This is a genomic window from Nocardia sp. NPDC041819 (assembly GCF_055590505.1).
Window position 1 is genome coordinate 124,810 of sequence record NZ_JBVJAP010000001.1, and the last position, 14,365, is coordinate 139,174.

At 67.4% G+C, this 14,365-nt stretch carries 15 protein-coding genes and 1 pseudogene; 8 read left to right on the forward strand and 8 right to left on the reverse strand.

Annotation, left to right across the window (positions count from 1 at the left end; translation table 11 throughout):
- Positions 1 to 76 precede the first annotated feature (76 nt).
- On the forward strand, positions 77 to 1,768 hold the full coding sequence (locus ACZ6DL_RS00590; protein WP_357963143.1) for a sodium:solute symporter family protein: 1,692 nt from the start codon (positions 77 to 79) through the stop codon (positions 1,766 to 1,768).
- 12 nt (positions 1,769 to 1,780) lie between these two features.
- Positions 1,781 to 2,035: a hypothetical protein gene (locus tag ACZ6DL_RS00595; RefSeq protein WP_466048034.1), complete on the forward strand. Its 255-nt coding sequence runs from the start codon at positions 1,781 to 1,783 to the stop codon at positions 2,033 to 2,035.
- A 234-nt stretch (positions 2,036 to 2,269) separates the two neighbouring features.
- On the opposite strand, the pseudogene ACZ6DL_RS00600 reads toward ACZ6DL_RS00595, so the two are convergent.
- Together ACZ6DL_RS00600 and ACZ6DL_RS00605 are read right to left on the reverse strand one after the other, a co-directional pair.
- Positions 2,270 to 2,728, reverse strand: a pseudogene (locus tag ACZ6DL_RS00600) (SRPBCC family protein); the annotation flags it as partial.
- Between the two features lie 133 nt (positions 2,729 to 2,861).
- Complete coding sequence (locus tag ACZ6DL_RS00605; RefSeq protein WP_466048036.1) at positions 2,862 to 4,055, reverse strand: helix-turn-helix domain-containing protein; 1,194 nt, start codon at positions 4,053 to 4,055, stop codon at positions 2,862 to 2,864.
- 313 nt (positions 4,056 to 4,368) lie between these two features.
- On the opposite strand from ACZ6DL_RS00605, the gene ACZ6DL_RS00610 reads away from it, so the two are divergent.
- Positions 4,369 to 4,665 (forward strand): hypothetical protein, encoded by a 297-nt coding sequence (locus tag ACZ6DL_RS00610; protein ID WP_466048038.1) that lies wholly within the window; start codon positions 4,369 to 4,371, stop codon positions 4,663 to 4,665.
- 151 nt (positions 4,666 to 4,816) lie between these two features.
- On the forward strand, positions 4,817 to 5,512 hold the full coding sequence (locus tag ACZ6DL_RS00615; RefSeq protein ID WP_466048040.1) for a hypothetical protein: 696 nt from the start codon (positions 4,817 to 4,819) through the stop codon (positions 5,510 to 5,512).
- 101 nt (positions 5,513 to 5,613) lie between these two features.
- Here ACZ6DL_RS00615 and ACZ6DL_RS00620 read toward each other — a convergent pair whose 3' ends face one another.
- Positions 5,614 to 5,973 carry an Rv2640c family ArsR-like transcriptional regulator gene (locus tag ACZ6DL_RS00620; protein WP_466048042.1) on the reverse strand — a complete coding sequence of 120 codons (360 nt, stop codon included), beginning with the start codon at positions 5,971 to 5,973 and terminating at the stop codon, positions 5,614 to 5,616.
- Positions 5,974 to 6,071: 98 nt separating this feature from the next.
- On the opposite strand from ACZ6DL_RS00620, the gene ACZ6DL_RS00625 reads away from it, so the two are divergent.
- The 4 genes from ACZ6DL_RS00625 (at position 6,072) to ACZ6DL_RS00640 (ending at position 8,209) form a co-directional block, all read left to right on the forward strand.
- Positions 6,072 to 6,602 (forward strand): ArsI/CadI family heavy metal resistance metalloenzyme, encoded by a 531-nt coding sequence (locus ACZ6DL_RS00625; RefSeq protein ID WP_466048044.1) that lies wholly within the window; start codon positions 6,072 to 6,074, stop codon positions 6,600 to 6,602.
- A 75-nt stretch (positions 6,603 to 6,677) separates the two neighbouring features.
- Positions 6,678 to 7,055, forward strand: coding sequence for an ArsR/SmtB family transcription factor (locus ACZ6DL_RS00630; RefSeq protein ID WP_466048046.1), 378 nt, complete (start codon positions 6,678 to 6,680; stop codon positions 7,053 to 7,055).
- On the forward strand, positions 7,052 to 7,783 hold the full coding sequence (locus ACZ6DL_RS00635; RefSeq protein WP_466048048.1) for an aquaporin: 732 nt from the start codon (positions 7,052 to 7,054) through the stop codon (positions 7,781 to 7,783). Before ACZ6DL_RS00630 ends, ACZ6DL_RS00635 begins: the two co-directional genes overlap by 4 nt.
- 15 nt (positions 7,784 to 7,798) lie before the next feature.
- Positions 7,799 to 8,209: an arsenate reductase ArsC gene (locus ACZ6DL_RS00640; protein ID WP_466048050.1), complete on the forward strand. Its 411-nt coding sequence runs from the start codon at positions 7,799 to 7,801 to the stop codon at positions 8,207 to 8,209.
- A gap of 111 nt (positions 8,210 to 8,320) precedes the next feature.
- On the opposite strand, the gene ACZ6DL_RS00645 is transcribed toward ACZ6DL_RS00640, so the two are convergent.
- The 5 genes from ACZ6DL_RS00645 to ACZ6DL_RS00665 all read right to left on the reverse strand — a co-directional run bounded on the left by ACZ6DL_RS00645 (position 8,321) and on the right by ACZ6DL_RS00665 (position 14,278).
- On the reverse strand, positions 8,321 to 8,941 hold the full coding sequence (locus ACZ6DL_RS00645; protein ID WP_466048052.1) for a DUF8020 domain-containing protein: 621 nt from the start codon (positions 8,939 to 8,941) through the stop codon (positions 8,321 to 8,323).
- A gap of 274 nt (positions 8,942 to 9,215) precedes the next feature.
- Entirely contained in the window at positions 9,216 to 10,004 is a 789-nt protein-coding gene (locus ACZ6DL_RS00650) for a DUF8020 domain-containing protein (RefSeq protein ID WP_466048054.1), read from the reverse strand.
- A 98-nt stretch (positions 10,005 to 10,102) separates the two neighbouring features.
- Positions 10,103 to 11,572 (reverse strand): PepSY-associated TM helix domain-containing protein, encoded by a 1,470-nt coding sequence (locus tag ACZ6DL_RS00655; RefSeq protein ID WP_466048056.1) that lies wholly within the window; start codon positions 11,570 to 11,572, stop codon positions 10,103 to 10,105.
- A 337-nt stretch (positions 11,573 to 11,909) separates the two neighbouring features.
- Entirely contained in the window at positions 11,910 to 12,473 is a 564-nt protein-coding gene (locus tag ACZ6DL_RS00660) for a hypothetical protein (RefSeq protein WP_466048058.1), read from the reverse strand.
- 146 nt (positions 12,474 to 12,619) lie between these two features.
- Positions 12,620 to 14,278 (reverse strand): acyl-CoA synthetase, encoded by a 1,659-nt coding sequence (locus ACZ6DL_RS00665; RefSeq protein ID WP_466048060.1) that lies wholly within the window; start codon positions 14,276 to 14,278, stop codon positions 12,620 to 12,622.
- Between the last annotated feature and the right edge of the window lie 87 nt (positions 14,279 to 14,365).

A 14,365-nucleotide genomic window follows, 5' to 3' on the forward strand; every position in this document is an offset into this window, starting at 1 on the left:
GCCGCTCGCCGATCCGTCCGTTCTCGCCGCCGTGCCGATCGTGTCCGACCTGCACCCGGCCGCCCCACCCCCGCACCTGGTAGCCGCCGAGACCCTCCGGTTGGACGCGCAGCCGGTCGATTACGCGCTGGTCGCCCTGTATTTCGTGTTCGTGATCGGCATCGGCCTGCTGGCCAGGCAGCGCGTGTCCTCCAGCATCGACTTCTTCCTGTCCGGGCGCTCGCTGCCCGCGTGGGTGACCGGCCTGGCGTTCATCTCCGCCAACCTCGGCGCGGTGGAGATCATGGGCATGTCCGCCAACGGCGCGGAGTACGGGTTCCCGACCTTCCACTACTTCTGGATCGGCGCGGTACCGGCCATGCTGTTCCTCGGCGTGGTGATGATGCCGTTCTACTACGGCTCCAAGGTGCGCAGCGTGCCGGAGTTCATGCGCCGCCGCTTCGGCACCGGCGCCCACCTGGTGAACGCGCTGAGTTTCGCCGTCGCGCAGATCCTCATCGCCGGGGTCAACCTGTATCTACTCGGGTCCATCGTGAACGTGCTGCTGGGCTGGCCGCTGTGGGTCTCGGTGATCGTGGCCGCGGTGATCGTGCTGTCCTACATCACCCTCGGCGGTCTGTCGGCCGCGATCTACAACGAGGTGCTCCAGTTCTTCGTGATCGTGGCCGCGCTGCTGCCGCTCACCCTGGTCGGCCTGCACAAGGTCGGCGGCTGGGACGGCCTGCGCGACAAGATCGGCGCGTCACCGGGCGGAGCGCAGCAGTGGGAATCCTGGCCGGGCAACGCCCTCAGCGGGTTCGGCAACGACTTCCTGTCGATCCTCGGCATCGTGTTCGGACTGGGTTTCGTGCTGTCGTTCGGATACTGGACCACGAACTTCGTCGAAGTGCAGCGCGCCATGGCGACGCATTCCATCTCGGCGGCGCGGCGCACCCCGATCATCGGCGCCTACCCGAAGATGTTCATCCCGTTGATCGTCGTGATCCCCGGCATGATCAGCGCGGTGCTGGTGCCGCAGATGTCGGAGTACAAGGCGGCGGTGACCGCGAACCCGGACTTCGAGAGCGACACCACCTACAACCAGGCGCTGCTGTACCTGATGAAAGACGTGCTGCCCAACGGCCTGCTCGGGGTGGGGCTGGCCGGCCTGCTCGCGGCGTTCATGGCGGGCATGGCGGCCAACATCTCCGCCTTCAACACGGTGTTCAGCTACGACCTGTGGCAGCAGTACGTGCGCCGCGACCGCCCGGACGGCTACTACCTCGGCGTGGGCCGGTTGGCCACCATCGGAGCGACCGTGGCGGCGATCTTCACCGCGTTCATCGCCTCCGGGTTCAGCAACATGATGGACTACCTGCAAACCCTGTTCAGCTTCTTCAACGCGCCGCTGTTCGCCACGTTCATCCTCGGCATGTTCTGGAAACGGATGACGCCGACCGCGGGCTGGATGGGGCTGGTCTGCGGAACCGGTTCGGCCATCCTGGTTTTCCTCCTGCACGAGACGGGCGTGTTCGAGTTATCCGGGCAGGGCGCGAGTTTCGTCGCCGCCGGTGTGGCCTTCGTGGTCGACATCGTGGTCAGCGTCCTCGTCACCCAGGTGACGCGGCCGAAGCCGGCGTCCGAACTGGTCGGGCTGGTGTACTCGGAGACGCCCAAGGAGGTCCGCACCGATCCCGAGGCAGGCACGCTGCCCTGGTATCAGCGCCCGGTCCTGCTGGCGGGCATCGCGCTCGCGCTCGTCATCGCGCTCAACGTTGTCGTCGGATAAGGAGCCGCCACAATGCTTTTCGATATCCGCACCATCGTCGGCGCGTTGCTCGGGTGCTACGCGGTCGTTCTCGTCGTCACCGGCCTGGTGCACGACACCGCGGCGGAGCAGGCCAAGACCGGCGGGATCAACGTGAACCTCTGGGCCGGGCTCGGTATGGGGGCCGTGGCGCTCGCCTTCGTGGCTTGGGTCTTGCTGCGCCCGGTCCAGGTGCCGCCCGAACCGCGCCCGGCGGACGACGCCGATGAGGAGCGCGACTCCGCCTGACACGACGGTGCCCCCCGGGAAAACCCGGGGGGCACTGGTTGTCGCGAGGATCAGGCGTCAGGGGCGGGTGGTTCCGCCGGGCCAGGCGCCGGTTCCGCCGGTGCCCGGCGTACCACCGACGCCTGGCGTGCCGGTTCCGCCCATTCCCGGTGCGCCGGTTCCGCCGACACCAGGGGTGCCGGTCTGGCCGGCGCCGGGGCGGGGAGCCGCACCGCGCTCCGTGGCGGTGTCCGCGGCGCCCGGGCGCGGAATATCACCGCGCCAAGCGCCTGTTTCGCGCCCTCGTTCTTCGACGAAGTGCTTGAAGCGCTCGAGGTCACCGCTCACGCGGTGCTTCAGCACCCCGAGCTTGTCGGCGACGTTCTCCACGAACCCTTCGGGGTCGACGTCCATCTGCGCGGTCACCCGGGTGTGGGTGTCGTCGAGCCGATGGAAAGTGACGACGCCCGCGTGTTTGGGTCCGCTGTCGGACTTCCAGGCGATCCGTTCGTCGGGATGCTGCTCGGTGATCGTCGCGTCGAACTCACGCGTCGACGGGCCGACATGAACACGCCAGTGCGTGTGCCGGTCGTCGAGCTGGTCCACTGCTTCGACACCCTCCATGAAATGCGGAAACGACTCGAACTGCGTCCACTGGTTGTAGGCGGTACGAACCGGAACCTCGACGTCCACCGTGGCGGCCATTGTGCTCACTTGCTACCCCTTTCCTCGCCCACCCACACCATCTCGCGTGGACGGGCGTCTTTCGGTTGACAAGCGCTCCCTTGGGGGCGACTCGGGACATTCATCGCTTACCCGAGGGGTGGGAGGACAAACAGGGCGAGGCCTACACCAATACGGTCGCCGCGTAAAAGTCCAGCTCCCGGACCGGTTGTGTCGCGGCCCACGGTTCGAATCCCGCCCGGGTTTCCGTGTATGCCCGGCGCAGCCGCGGCGAGGTGTTCCGCGCGGCCAGGTCGATGGCATGCCTGGCGGCCGCGCACGCGCGGTCGACGTCACGTGGCGCGGTCAGTTGCGCGAGGCTGAGATTCCACAAGGCCCGGTCGCGGGCCGCATGGGCCGGAATCAGTCCCAGCACGCCGTCGATCGTGTCGGCCGCCGCTTCGAACTCGCCACCCGTTTCCAGGCAGCGGGCGGTCATGGCGCCGGTCGTCCACGCGCTCTGGTAGTAGCAGTACGACTCGTCCGGAGTCGTCTGCTCGGTGAATTCGTCGCGTACTCGAAGCAGCTGTCGCCACGCGTCGAAGTTCCGTCCGGCGGAGGCGAATGCCTGCGCGGCGCACAGCTTGCGAAAGTCGTCGACGCGACCGTCCTTCACCTGCGGCCGCAGCATTCCGTCCGCGAGGGCGGCGGCAGGTCGGAATTCGCGCATGTGGACCGCCAGTTGGGTCCGGTGACAGAGGATGCCGGTCGCGATATCGGGATCACCGGATTCGTCCGCGTGCCGATAGGCGATTCGAAACTGCTTGTCCGCGTTTTCCAGATCGCCCTGATCCCACGCGGACCACGCGCTGCTGGCCATGGCCTCCGCGGTCAGCGATTGCAGTGCCGGGCGAAGACTCGGCGGACAGTCGCGCAGCAGCGACACGCATGTCTGCGCTTGGGCTTCGATGATCGGTCGCGCCGCATCCGACCCCAGCTGGTCGTCCAGGAGTTGTGCGGAGTGCACGGTGTTGCGCAGATGGCCGATCGCGTCGGGCGTGACGGTCGGACAACCACCGCTGCTCATCGTCGCCACGCCGATGACCGCGCTGGTGGCGGCGATGAAGTGTCGCCGGTTCACGTCCAGGTCTCCGATCAACACCCGGAAACGCTGCTGCGCCCCATGGTCCGCATCTTTCAACACCCTGTCCAGCCGCGCTTGATGGCCGATACCGACGTGGCGGTTCGGTCGGCTCTCCCAGAAGCTCACCGTCCGTTGACCGCAACGCAGCAGCTCCGCGAGTTCGCTCTGCGTCAACCTGCACGCGTGCCGGAGCGTCTTCACATCCGTGCCGGTCCACATCGTCACTTCTGCCACGGTTCCCCCTCGGCCCGCTGAACGGTTGTTGCTGCCGATTGCTCGAACTTGCGTGTCCGTTGCCTTCCACCAGGCATTTTCCCCCGGCATTGTGGCCTGTGTACCTGGAACCGGGAAACCTTGTCGCACAACCGAACCCTGTGTGACGGGACGTCCGAATCGGGCACGCCACCTCGTGCCGGGTGGCGTTGCGTCCCCGGTCCCGGCTCGATCGACGACCGCGAAGGGCCTGTCAGTGCAGAAGATTCCTGATGGGGACGCTCCGTCGCCCCGCCGCGGTCGACGACCACCAGCGCGACCCAGAGGCGACCGCATGATCTACGACGAACGCGCCGAAGCCGAGATAGCCGTTCTCACCGACGTCATCGTCGCCGTCGACGCGGCGCTGACGGTCGCCGCGTGCCGGGGCCGCCACCCCAGCGATCAACGCGCTCACGTGGTCGCGATCGTGCTCTACGAGTTGATCGCCAGTGCCCGAATGGTGGCCGGCCCCGATACCGGCCGCCTCTACGCCGCCCCCCTTCTCGATCACCCTGTCGAAAACGCGGCCCCCGACCTGTCCCCGCTCGATCTCTTGATCCCCCTCCTCGTCAACCGGCACACCTCTTGACGCCCTCCGCGCAGCCACCTCGGGCCAGGTGCGAGGACCACCCGAAATGTGCGAGGACAGCCGAGAACGCGCTGCGCCATTCTTGGGGATGCGGCAGTGACCGCTTTCGTAATGGCGACTGCACATGACCATCGAGTCGAGGAGGGTCCGAATGAAGAAGGTCGACATTCTCGAGATGCCCACCCGGAGCGAGATGCGGAATCCCGAGGCACTGAAGAATCGCATGCGGGCCTCCAACGGGGGCAGGGCCGACGCGTTCGACACGTTTCGGTTCGGCTGCCTGATCGCAGCCACGGGGGCGGAAGAGAACGGCAGCGACGACAACGCATGTGTCCACCAGTTCGCGGACGCGCTGCCGGGCTGGCTGAGCCGCCTCGGCTTGAACCTGGACGTCCACGCGTGCGGCGTCCTCCACACGGCGGACGGCAACAACACCACCGATCGTGGCGATGCCTCATCGATCTATTGGACGATGACGGGATTCAGCGACCGCCCTCGTGTCTACGAGGCCATCGCTTTCCCAGCCGGTACACCGGCGCCTTCCGACTCGTTGATCCAGCAATACGATGGCTGGTCGCAAAATGCCGCCAGGATAGCGGAGGAGGAGTCCAGTGACTCGGCGCGATTCTCCGCGTTCGTGGAAGCGATGTCCGGCTCGCTGAACTCCTCGGGCAAGAACTTCGGCGGAACCTCGTTCAGTTACTGCAACTGCGACGGCAGCGAAACGTACATCCCCGCCACCGAAGACATCCGAATGCTATGGAGCGTTTCAGGATTGCCCTCCTTCGCATCCAGGGCCTCCTACGACAACCACATGTACGAGTGTGTCTCCACCCTCCCGAAGTAACCTCTCCGGCGATTTTCATGATCAACGGCACGTGACTGCGGCATTTCGCGAGGAGTCGCTCCACCATGTGCCGTTGATCATGACGCAGACGGCGAAGGCGTTCAGCGGCAGCAGTTGGGGTCGAGGACTACGCAGAGAGCTGCCAGGGCATCGCGACGGGCGCGGTGGAAGGTGTTCATGCCGCGCCGTTCCGACTCCACCAACCCGGCCTTGCGGAGCTGGCCGAGGTGATGGCTGACCGTCGACTCCGACAGTCCCACCGCTGTGGCGAGGTCGCCGCCGTTCTCTTCGCCAGGAGCGCTGGTCAACAGCAGGGACAGCAGCTTCACCCGCACCGGGTCGGCGATCGCTTTCAACCGCAACGCCACCTCCAGCGCGGCATTGTCGTCCACCGGCCCGGCCGCGACCGGCTGGCAGCAGACCGGGGCGGACATGTCGATCACGGGCAGTGTCTTGGGCATGCGGTCAACCCTACCCACTTCATTGACATATGTCGAAAAGGTGGCAGACTCGACCTCGAACCGGTTCTTCGATATATGTCACACAAGTGGAGGTAGTCATGTCCCGCATCCAACTCGCCCTCAACGTCGATGACATCGATCGTGCCGTGCGGTTCTACTCGACGCTCTTCGGCGCCGAGCCCGCCAAGCGCAAGCCCGGCTACGCCAACTTCGCCGTCGGCGAACCGCCGCTCAAGCTCGTCCTGATCGAGAACCCCGGCCACGGCGGCAGCGTCAACCACCTCGGTGTCGAGGTCGAGACCTCCGACCGGGTGCACGCAGAGATCGCCCGCCTCTCCGCGGCGGGGTTGTTCACCGAGGAGGAGATCGCCACCACGTGTTGCTTCGCGACCCAGGACAAGGTCTGGGTCACTGCCCCGGACGCCGAGCGCTGGGAGGTCTACACCGTCCTCGCCGACAGCGACACCTTCGGCGGAGCGCCCGAACCCGAGAGCGCGTCCGAGCAGTCCGACGCCGAGGCGGTCCAGGCGTGCTGCGGCACCGCCGAGGAAGCCGCCGTCGAGGGCGCGTGCTGCGGCTCGAACGCGAAGAAGGAAGCCGTCGCCTCCGGCGCCACCTGCTGCCGCTGACCGGAGACCGCTCGCGGCAGCGAATTCACCAGGTGTTCGCTTGCCCATGGATTCGATACACATCAATATCGATGGGTGTCGAAATCGGAGTTACCGCTGTCCGGCGTGACCTCACCGTCTTGTGAGGTCACGCCCCTGGTCCGGCAACCGCTCACCACCGAGGCCGCCGCCGAACTGGCCGGCGTCTTCAAGGCCCTGTCGGATCCGGTGCGGTTGCGGTTGCTGTCGGTCGTGGCCGGCCACGCCGGGCAAGAAGCCTGCGTGTGCGATCTGTCGGAAGGGTTCGACGTCGGCCAGCCCACCATCTCGCACCACCTGAAAGTGCTGCGCGGAGCCGGGCTGCTCAGCAGCGAGCGGCGCGGGTCGTGGGTGTATTACCGCATCGAGCCCGCAGTGCTGCGGCGGCTGTCGCGCCTGCTGGACAACGCCTCTCCGGAAGCGCTGGTGCGATGAACGAAATGACGCGGCGGCTGGTGGCCGAATTCCTCGGCACGGCCCTGCTGGTCACCGTCGTGGTCGGCTCCGGCATCGCCGCCCAGCAACTATCCCCGAACGACGGCGGCGTGCGACTTCTGGAGAACTCCACCGCCACCGTGCTCGGACTCGCGGTGCTCATCCTGGCCTTCGGACCTGTATCCGGTGCTCACTTCAACCCGGTCGTCTCCCTCGCGGACTGGTTGCTGGGTCGCCGCCACGGCACCGGTCTACCGGGCGGAGATCTTCTCGGCTACGTCGCCGTTCAGGTCGCCGGCGGCGGCAGCGGGGCGATCCTGGCGAACGTCATGTTCGACCGACCGGCAGTGCAGATCTCGACGCAGCACCGCATCACCAGCGGACACCTCATCGCGGAAGTCGTCGCCACAGCCGGGCTCGTCGCGGTCGTCTTCGCCCTGGCGCGATCCGGACGGGCCGCGCTGTCGGCAGCCGCGGTCGCCGCTTACATCGGGGCGGCCTACTGGTTCACCAGCTCCACGTCTTTCGCCAACCCCGCCGTGACCATCGGCCGCGTCTTCTCCGATACCTTCGCCGGAATCGCCCCCGCCTCCGCGCCCGGCTACATCGCAGCCCAGATCATCGGCGCGCTGATCGGCCTCGCGCTCATCACACTCCTCTACCCGGCCACCACGGCGACAGCCGCCGACAACGCTGTCGTTCCCGGCGACACCACCGCAACCCACTGAAAGACACCGAGCCGAATGTCAGCCAAACCGACCGTGCTATTCGTCTGCGTCCATAACGCCGGGCGTTCCCAAATGGCCGCCGCATTGCTCGCTCACCTCGCGCACGACCGAGTCGAAGTGCGCTCGGCAGGCTCCGCGCCCGCCGACCGCATCAATCCCGTCGTCGCCGATGTCATGCGCGAGATCGGCATCGACATCACCGACCGGAAACCGAAGATCCTCACCCCCGAAGCCGTCGAAGCCTCCGATGTCGTCATCACCATGGGTTGCGGTGACGCCTGCCCCTACTATCCGGGAAAACGTTATCTCGACTGGAAACTCGACGACCCCGCCGGACAAGATCACGACGCCGTGCGTGCCATCCGCCACCAGATCGAACGACATGTACGCACCTTGCTCGCCGACCTCGCGATAGCGACGACATGACGTAGCCCGCCGCATATCGCGACCCCCAGGCGCATTTTTCACAGAGAAAGCCGGGTGGGTTCGTGACCCGCCCGGCTCGTGGAGATACTTGGATTCGGTCCTCCGTATCGATCAGAACGGCGTGAAGAAGAAGCCGAACCACGCACCGACGGCTGCACCGACAATGCACCCGACGACGGCGCCGACGATGAAGAACCAGATGCCGATGGCGATGCCGATCGCGCAACCGATCGCCGCGCCGAGCACGGCGCCGCCGAACAGGGCGTCGTGCATCAAGCCCTGCACCTCGGGTGCGACCGCGCCGGGTGACGGCACACCGGCCGCCGGTGTCAGCGTCAGTGTCCTAGCCGACGGGTCGACCGATGGTATGACGCTGAAGTTCTGACCGGTCTCCATACGCAGTGTCGTCGGGATCGCGCCGACGATCGCGCCCTCGTCGGAGAGCACGTTGACCGCTGCCGGTGTGACTTCGAACCGTCCCGAAGCCAGGTCGACCGTAGCCGTGCGGTGATCCGCCGCGAGCGTTGTCGTGTAGGAGATAGGCCCATCCACCCCGTTCATCGTGAGGTCTGCCAGGGTGCCCTCACCGTGTGCTGTGGCCATTGCTATGCCCGTTGACGCGACGGCCAACAGGGCGGTAGCCACCAATTTCTTGATAAACATTGGAAGTCCAATCATCGGACGATGTTGTTGGATTTCCCCCGGACGGGCGACAGTGACCGTCGGGTACAATCTTTCACCCGCAACCCGAGCAGTGTCGATAGGTGTCGGGTATGAGAAATTTTCGTAATCTCGGTCGGATTTTTCCCCTAAAGATCGACGCTGCCGCCCCCCTCCGCTTGCTACGCGGCGGCATCGAAGAGGCGAGTTCTACAGCGCGCAAGCCTTTGATTCTTCTCGACGAGAAATAGCCCGATTACCGGGTCGGAAATGAATAGTCCCGTCCCTCCCCGGATCACGCCGAAGCCCCGGCCCCGGTGCCGGGGCCGGGGCCGGGGTGAAAAGGTTACTTCTGGGGTTCCGGTGCCTTGGGCATGGGCGAGTTGATCGTGCTGAAGTACATGATCGCCGCGCCGACGGCGACCGGGGCCGTCACCAGGATCTGGCCCGCGACCGTGCCGAGGGCGCCGACGGCGACGATGCCGCCGAGGCAGCCGACGGCGGCGGCCGGGATGAACGGGCCGAACATGCCGACGATGGTGGCGGCGGCCACGGTCGCTCCGGCGATGCCGCCGAGGATGCAGCCGACCGAGGCGCCGCCGATACCGCCGACCAGCGTGCCGATGGTGGCGCCCATGGAGACGGTGCTGGTCAGACGGGACCAGGCGGCCTGCTCGCGGTCGTACTCGGTCTTCCACGGCGCCTTGTCCTCGAACGGCAGGGCGACCGGCTTGTAGGTCGCGTGCGCCAGGTCGAACTGTGGCGTCAGCGTCGCGGTGCGCTCGGAGATCTCGGCGGCGATGGGGAATTCGAACTCGTCGAGGTGGAAGGTCAACGGCGCGCCCGCGACGACGGTGCCGTCGGCGGCCTTCAGCTTCAGCACCTGGTCCTCGACCACCAGCGAGCCGGAATCGGTGGTGATGATGCTGGAGGTCTCGGTGGCGTGCGCGGTGAAGCCGACACCCGCGGCGGCGGTCTCGGTAGAAGTGGCCCCTGTGGACGTGGGCTCCGTCGACGTGGCCTCCGTGGACGCGGCGTCGGCGGGAACGGCGGGCACGGCGGAACTCGTGCCCGCGCAGATGCTCACGGCAGCGGTCGTGAACGCGGCGGCCAGGGCGAGTTTCGTGAGGTGCATGGAAATCCTTGGTTTCGGAGGCATGGCGAAGCGACGGCCATACCTTGTGAGGTTCGGTAGGTCGTGGAAGAACGGGCGTTCACCCGTGGATATGGGATTCAGGCGGTGGCGCGACTGCGTCCGGCGACGCCGATCAGCACGTCGATCGCCAGGAAGACGAGCAGGCTCCATCCGACCAGTGGGACGAACCACCCCACCACCAGCGCGGCGGCCGCCAGTGGGATGACCAGCCACAGCGAGGACTTGCGCAGCGCGCCGCGTCGCGGAGCCCGGCCGAGGGCGAACCGGCCCGCGTCCCGGGTCGGCCGTCTGCGCCACCACATCAGGTAGCCGCGCACGATCACGGTGATCAGGCCGATCATCGCCGCGAGCAGCAACACCTGATTGAGCAGCCCGAACATCAGCCCCATGTGGAACTGGATGCCCCAGTTGGTGAGCTTGGCCATCAGCGGCCACCCGGCGTAGGGCAGTCGATCGGTCACCGTGCCGGTCGCGCCGTCGACGGCCACCGAGTCGACGGTGTAGATACCGGGCATCCGGCGTTCCTTCACCGCGAACGCCTTGCCGGGCGCGGCCGGGACCGCGATCTCGACCGCCTGCGTGATGCCTGCGGCGCGGGCGGTCGCGTACACCCGATCCAGCTGGGCGATCCGGTCTGCCGGGTCGGCGAGCGCGTGCTCCGCGTGGCCGCCGCCGTGGTGGTCGGAGCCCGAATCATGCTCGGACGCAACGGCCCCCGGCAAGGAGGTGCTGACCGCCGGAGTGGTCCAGCTGAGCTGCTCGCGCAGTTCGGTGATGTTCTCGCCCGCGTAGGTCGACCAGGTCATGCCGGTGACCGACAGCAGCAGCGCGAGCGGAAGCACCCACATCCCGACCGCACCGTGCCAGTTCAGGGTGCGGCCCCGGGCGCGCTGTGACCGATCGGCCGCCCAGAGCCATCCCCAGCCGTTGCGGGCTCGGCGGCCCCGCACCCGGCGCACCCAGACGAGAAGACCGGCCAGCGCGACGATCCACAGCCAGGACGCGGCGAGCTCGCTGTAGAGCCGGCCGGGCTCGCCCAGATGCAGGTCGCGGTGCAAACGATCGATCCAGGTGCGCATCGGCAGCGCACCGGAACTGCCGTACACGACGGCATCGCCCACCGGCTGCGCGGTGTACGGGTTCACGAACACCGCCCGCCGCTCGGATTCGCCCAGCGACGGGTCACTGAACAGTACGCGAGTGGTGTCTTCGGCGCCGGCCGCCGGGGCGACGGCGACGAGCGGCAGATCCGGCCGGGTGGCGACGGCCGCGCCGACCTGGTCCGCCAGCGGCTTCGGCGTTCCGCTCTCGGTGACCGTCAGCAGGTCGCGCGACGCGATCGACTCGAGCGTCGGCGAGATCGCGTAGAGCGCGCCGGTGACGGCCGCTATGAGGATGAACGGCCCGACGAACACTCCTGCGTAGAAGTGCAGCCGCATGGCCAGCGCGTACAGGCTATTGCGCGCGGTGGTCCGGCGGGCGGCGGCGGGGGAGTCCGACGGCTCCGGCAAGTCGGCGTCGGAAGTGATGGTTTCTGTTGTACTCACGGTCGTTTCGTTTCTCACGGCGGGAACCCCGGACGGGCGCACACCGCTTCCCGGTGGCCGTGGACAAGCGGCCACTGCGGCGACAGCGCGTACCTCGCGGACGCTGGTCGCGGACTACGTGAAGCGGCGGCCTTTCGGCCGACGGTGAACGCGCTCATCAGAGGAAGCGTGATCGCACCGCGGCTCGGAAGGATGGTTCGCGACCCGGACGGCACATCGCGTCGGCACGCTCAGGTATGGGCACGAGAGTGCGCGGCGATACCGTGCTGCACGGGAAAGCCATGACGGTGAGCAGTACTCGCGCCACGGCGCCACGTGCACCGGGTAGGGGAGGAAATCAGAGAACGACCGCGAAGGGCGGAGCCCGCGTGCGCAACGCCTCCGCGGCGAACACGCGCAGGACGACGCGATCGCGGTGGTGCGTCCGCAGAGCGGCGCGGTCCGCGACGCGGGGCGGGGTGTGGCGCAGCGGGAGCACGCGGCGCAGCACCGCGGTCCCGATCCGGTATGCGGCTTCCGCGCCGCGGATCACGATGGCCGCCGCGAAGGCCGCGCACAGGTGGGCGGCGAGCATGGCCGGAGTCAGCTGGGCATCACCGTGATGCAGGTGTCCCGAGCTGATCCCCATGGTGAAGTGCCCGAGCAGCTGTCCGGCGACCAGCGCCGCGATCAGCCCGGACGACGTGTCGCGCAACGGGGCCAGGCTCGCCACCAGCGCCCCGATCACGGCGGACGCGGCGGCGAGCAGCGCCACCGCGGTGGTATCCGGCAGCATGCCGCCCGAAACCCAGCCGTGCGCCGCTACGGAAATGGCCCCCGAGATCGCACCGGCCGACCCACCGCGCAGCCGCGCGACGGCGCCGCGACGTCCCGCGGCAGACCGGTCGAACTCATAACTCACCCGCTGATGATAGCCGACCGATTGCAGGCCCTCGACCGCATCGGCGAGCGCCGATAGGCGACGTGACGTGCGGTTTTCCAAGTGGAAATAGTTCGGTCTTCCGGGGAGCGGCGTACGCCACCCCGGAAGACCCGGTCCGCGCGCCGTCAGCCCGCCTCGACCTCCATCTCGATCAGCGGCTTGCGCAGCAGTTTGCCGGTCGCGTTGCGGGGCAGCTCGTCGAGGAAGACCACCTCGCGCGGAACCTTGTAGCGGGCGAGGTTCGCCTTGACGTAGTCCTTGATCTCCTGCGGGTCGCGCTTGGAGTCGGGGCCGGGAACGACGAAGGCGCGCAGCCGCTTGCCGAACTCACGGTCGTCCACGCCGACGACAGCGGCTTCGAAGATGTCGTCGCGGCCCGCGATGAGGTTCTCCACCTCGAGCGGGAAGACGTTCTCACCGCCGGAGACGATCATGTCGTCGTCGCGGCCGTCGATGTAGAGCAGGCCGTCGGAGTCGAAATGTCCCACGTCGCCGCTGGACATCATGCCGTCGACGACCTCCTTGGTACGGCCGTCGGTGTAGCCGGTGAAGGCGAAGCCGTTGTCCACGAAGATGGTTCCGGTGACGTTCGGCTCGGTGATCGGCTTGCGGTTCTCGTCCAGCAGCACGATCCGGATGCCGACCGGCGCCTTGCCCGCGGTGGTCGGCGCCTTGCGCAGATCCTCGGGGGTGGCGACCGTCATGACGGCGCACTCGGTGGAGCCGTACAGGTTGTAGAGACTGTCGTTGAAGTGGTCCAGCGTGCGGGTCACCACATCGGGCGCGATGGCCGAGCCCGCCGCGAAGATCACCTTGACGCTGCTGACGTCGTACTTCGCCAGTACGTCCGCATCCAGGTCGAGGATGCGTTGCAGCATGGTCGGCACCGCGACCAGCGAATCCGCCTTGTAGGTCTGGATGTTCGCCAGCGTCTGCTCGGGGTTGAAACGGCGCTGCTGGAAGACCACCCGATTGCCCAGCGCGAGACCGAGGGTGAACTGGGACAGGCCGGTGCCGTGGAAGATCGGCGCCGCCATGAGCATGGTGCCGTTGTTGGGCAGCGGCACCCGGTCGATGAACTGAGCCGAGGCGAAGGGGCTGACCCGGTCGCGCGGCGCTCCCTTCGGGGTGCCGGTCGTGCCGCTGGTCAGGATGACCATGCCGCCCGGCTTGGCGGGCGCGGGCAGCGCTGCGCCGGACTGCCCGGTGATCAGCGAGTCGATGGTCGGTATCGCGGGATCGGCGTTGTCCTTCTCGTCCACCCAGGTGAGGATGCGCGGGATCGCGGCGGGAATGGCGCTCATCAGGTCGATGAACTCGCTGTCGTGCAGCACCGCCTTGACGTTCTCCCGCTCGGCCACGTCGGCGAACTGCGGCTTGGCGAACCCGGTGTTCATCAGCACCCCGCGCACGCCGAGCTTGCCGGTGGCCAGCAGGCTCAGCACCATGCCGCGGTGGTCGCGGGCCAGGATCGCCACCACGTCACCGGGATTGATGCCTTTGTTCTGCAATCCCCGGGCCAGGGCGTTCGACTGCTCGTTGAGCTGGCCGAAGGTCAACTCCCCGCCTTCGTCGACGATGGCCACGGCGTGCGGCCTGGTCTGCGCGGCGTGCATGACGACCCCGGCGAACGGGCCGAACTTCAAGATATTGAACGCCGACCGCGCCGCGTGGTCGGGGCGCAGCGGATTGAACAGCCGCCGCTTGACCATCACGTTCACGCCAAGGGCCAGATCGCCCGCCTTGCGGGCGGTGCCGCCCAGCGCGGGGAGGGAAAGAGACATCGACGACAACCTTCCGGCGGTGTCACCCGGTGGTCCTCCGGGTGGTGCGGACCGCAATTTCGATACCCAGTGCTGGCGCTAACAGTA

Coding starts and splice junctions, on each gene's coding strand:
- ACZ6DL_RS00620 (WP_466048042.1), bottom strand. CDS start 5,973: ATGCCCAAGACACTGCCCGTGATCGACATGTCCGCCCCGGTCTGCTGC.
- ACZ6DL_RS00595 (WP_466048034.1), top strand. CDS start 1,781: ATGCTTTTCGATATCCGCACCATCGTCGGCGCGTTGCTCGGGTGCTAC.
- ACZ6DL_RS00665 (WP_466048060.1), bottom strand. CDS start 14,278: ATGTCTCTTTCCCTCCCCGCGCTGGGCGGCACCGCCCGCAAGGCGGGC.
- ACZ6DL_RS00640 (WP_466048050.1), top strand. CDS start 7,799: ATGTCAGCCAAACCGACCGTGCTATTCGTCTGCGTCCATAACGCCGGG.
- ACZ6DL_RS00615 (WP_466048040.1), top strand. CDS start 4,817: ATGAAGAAGGTCGACATTCTCGAGATGCCCACCCGGAGCGAGATGCGG.
- ACZ6DL_RS00650 (WP_466048054.1), bottom strand. CDS start 10,004: ATGCACCTCACGAAACTCGCCCTGGCCGCCGCGTTCACGACCGCTGCC.
- ACZ6DL_RS00635 (WP_466048048.1), top strand. CDS start 7,052: ATGAACGAAATGACGCGGCGGCTGGTGGCCGAATTCCTCGGCACGGCC.
- ACZ6DL_RS00625 (WP_466048044.1), top strand. CDS start 6,072: ATGTCCCGCATCCAACTCGCCCTCAACGTCGATGACATCGATCGTGCC.
- ACZ6DL_RS00610 (WP_466048038.1), top strand. CDS start 4,369: ATGATCTACGACGAACGCGCCGAAGCCGAGATAGCCGTTCTCACCGAC.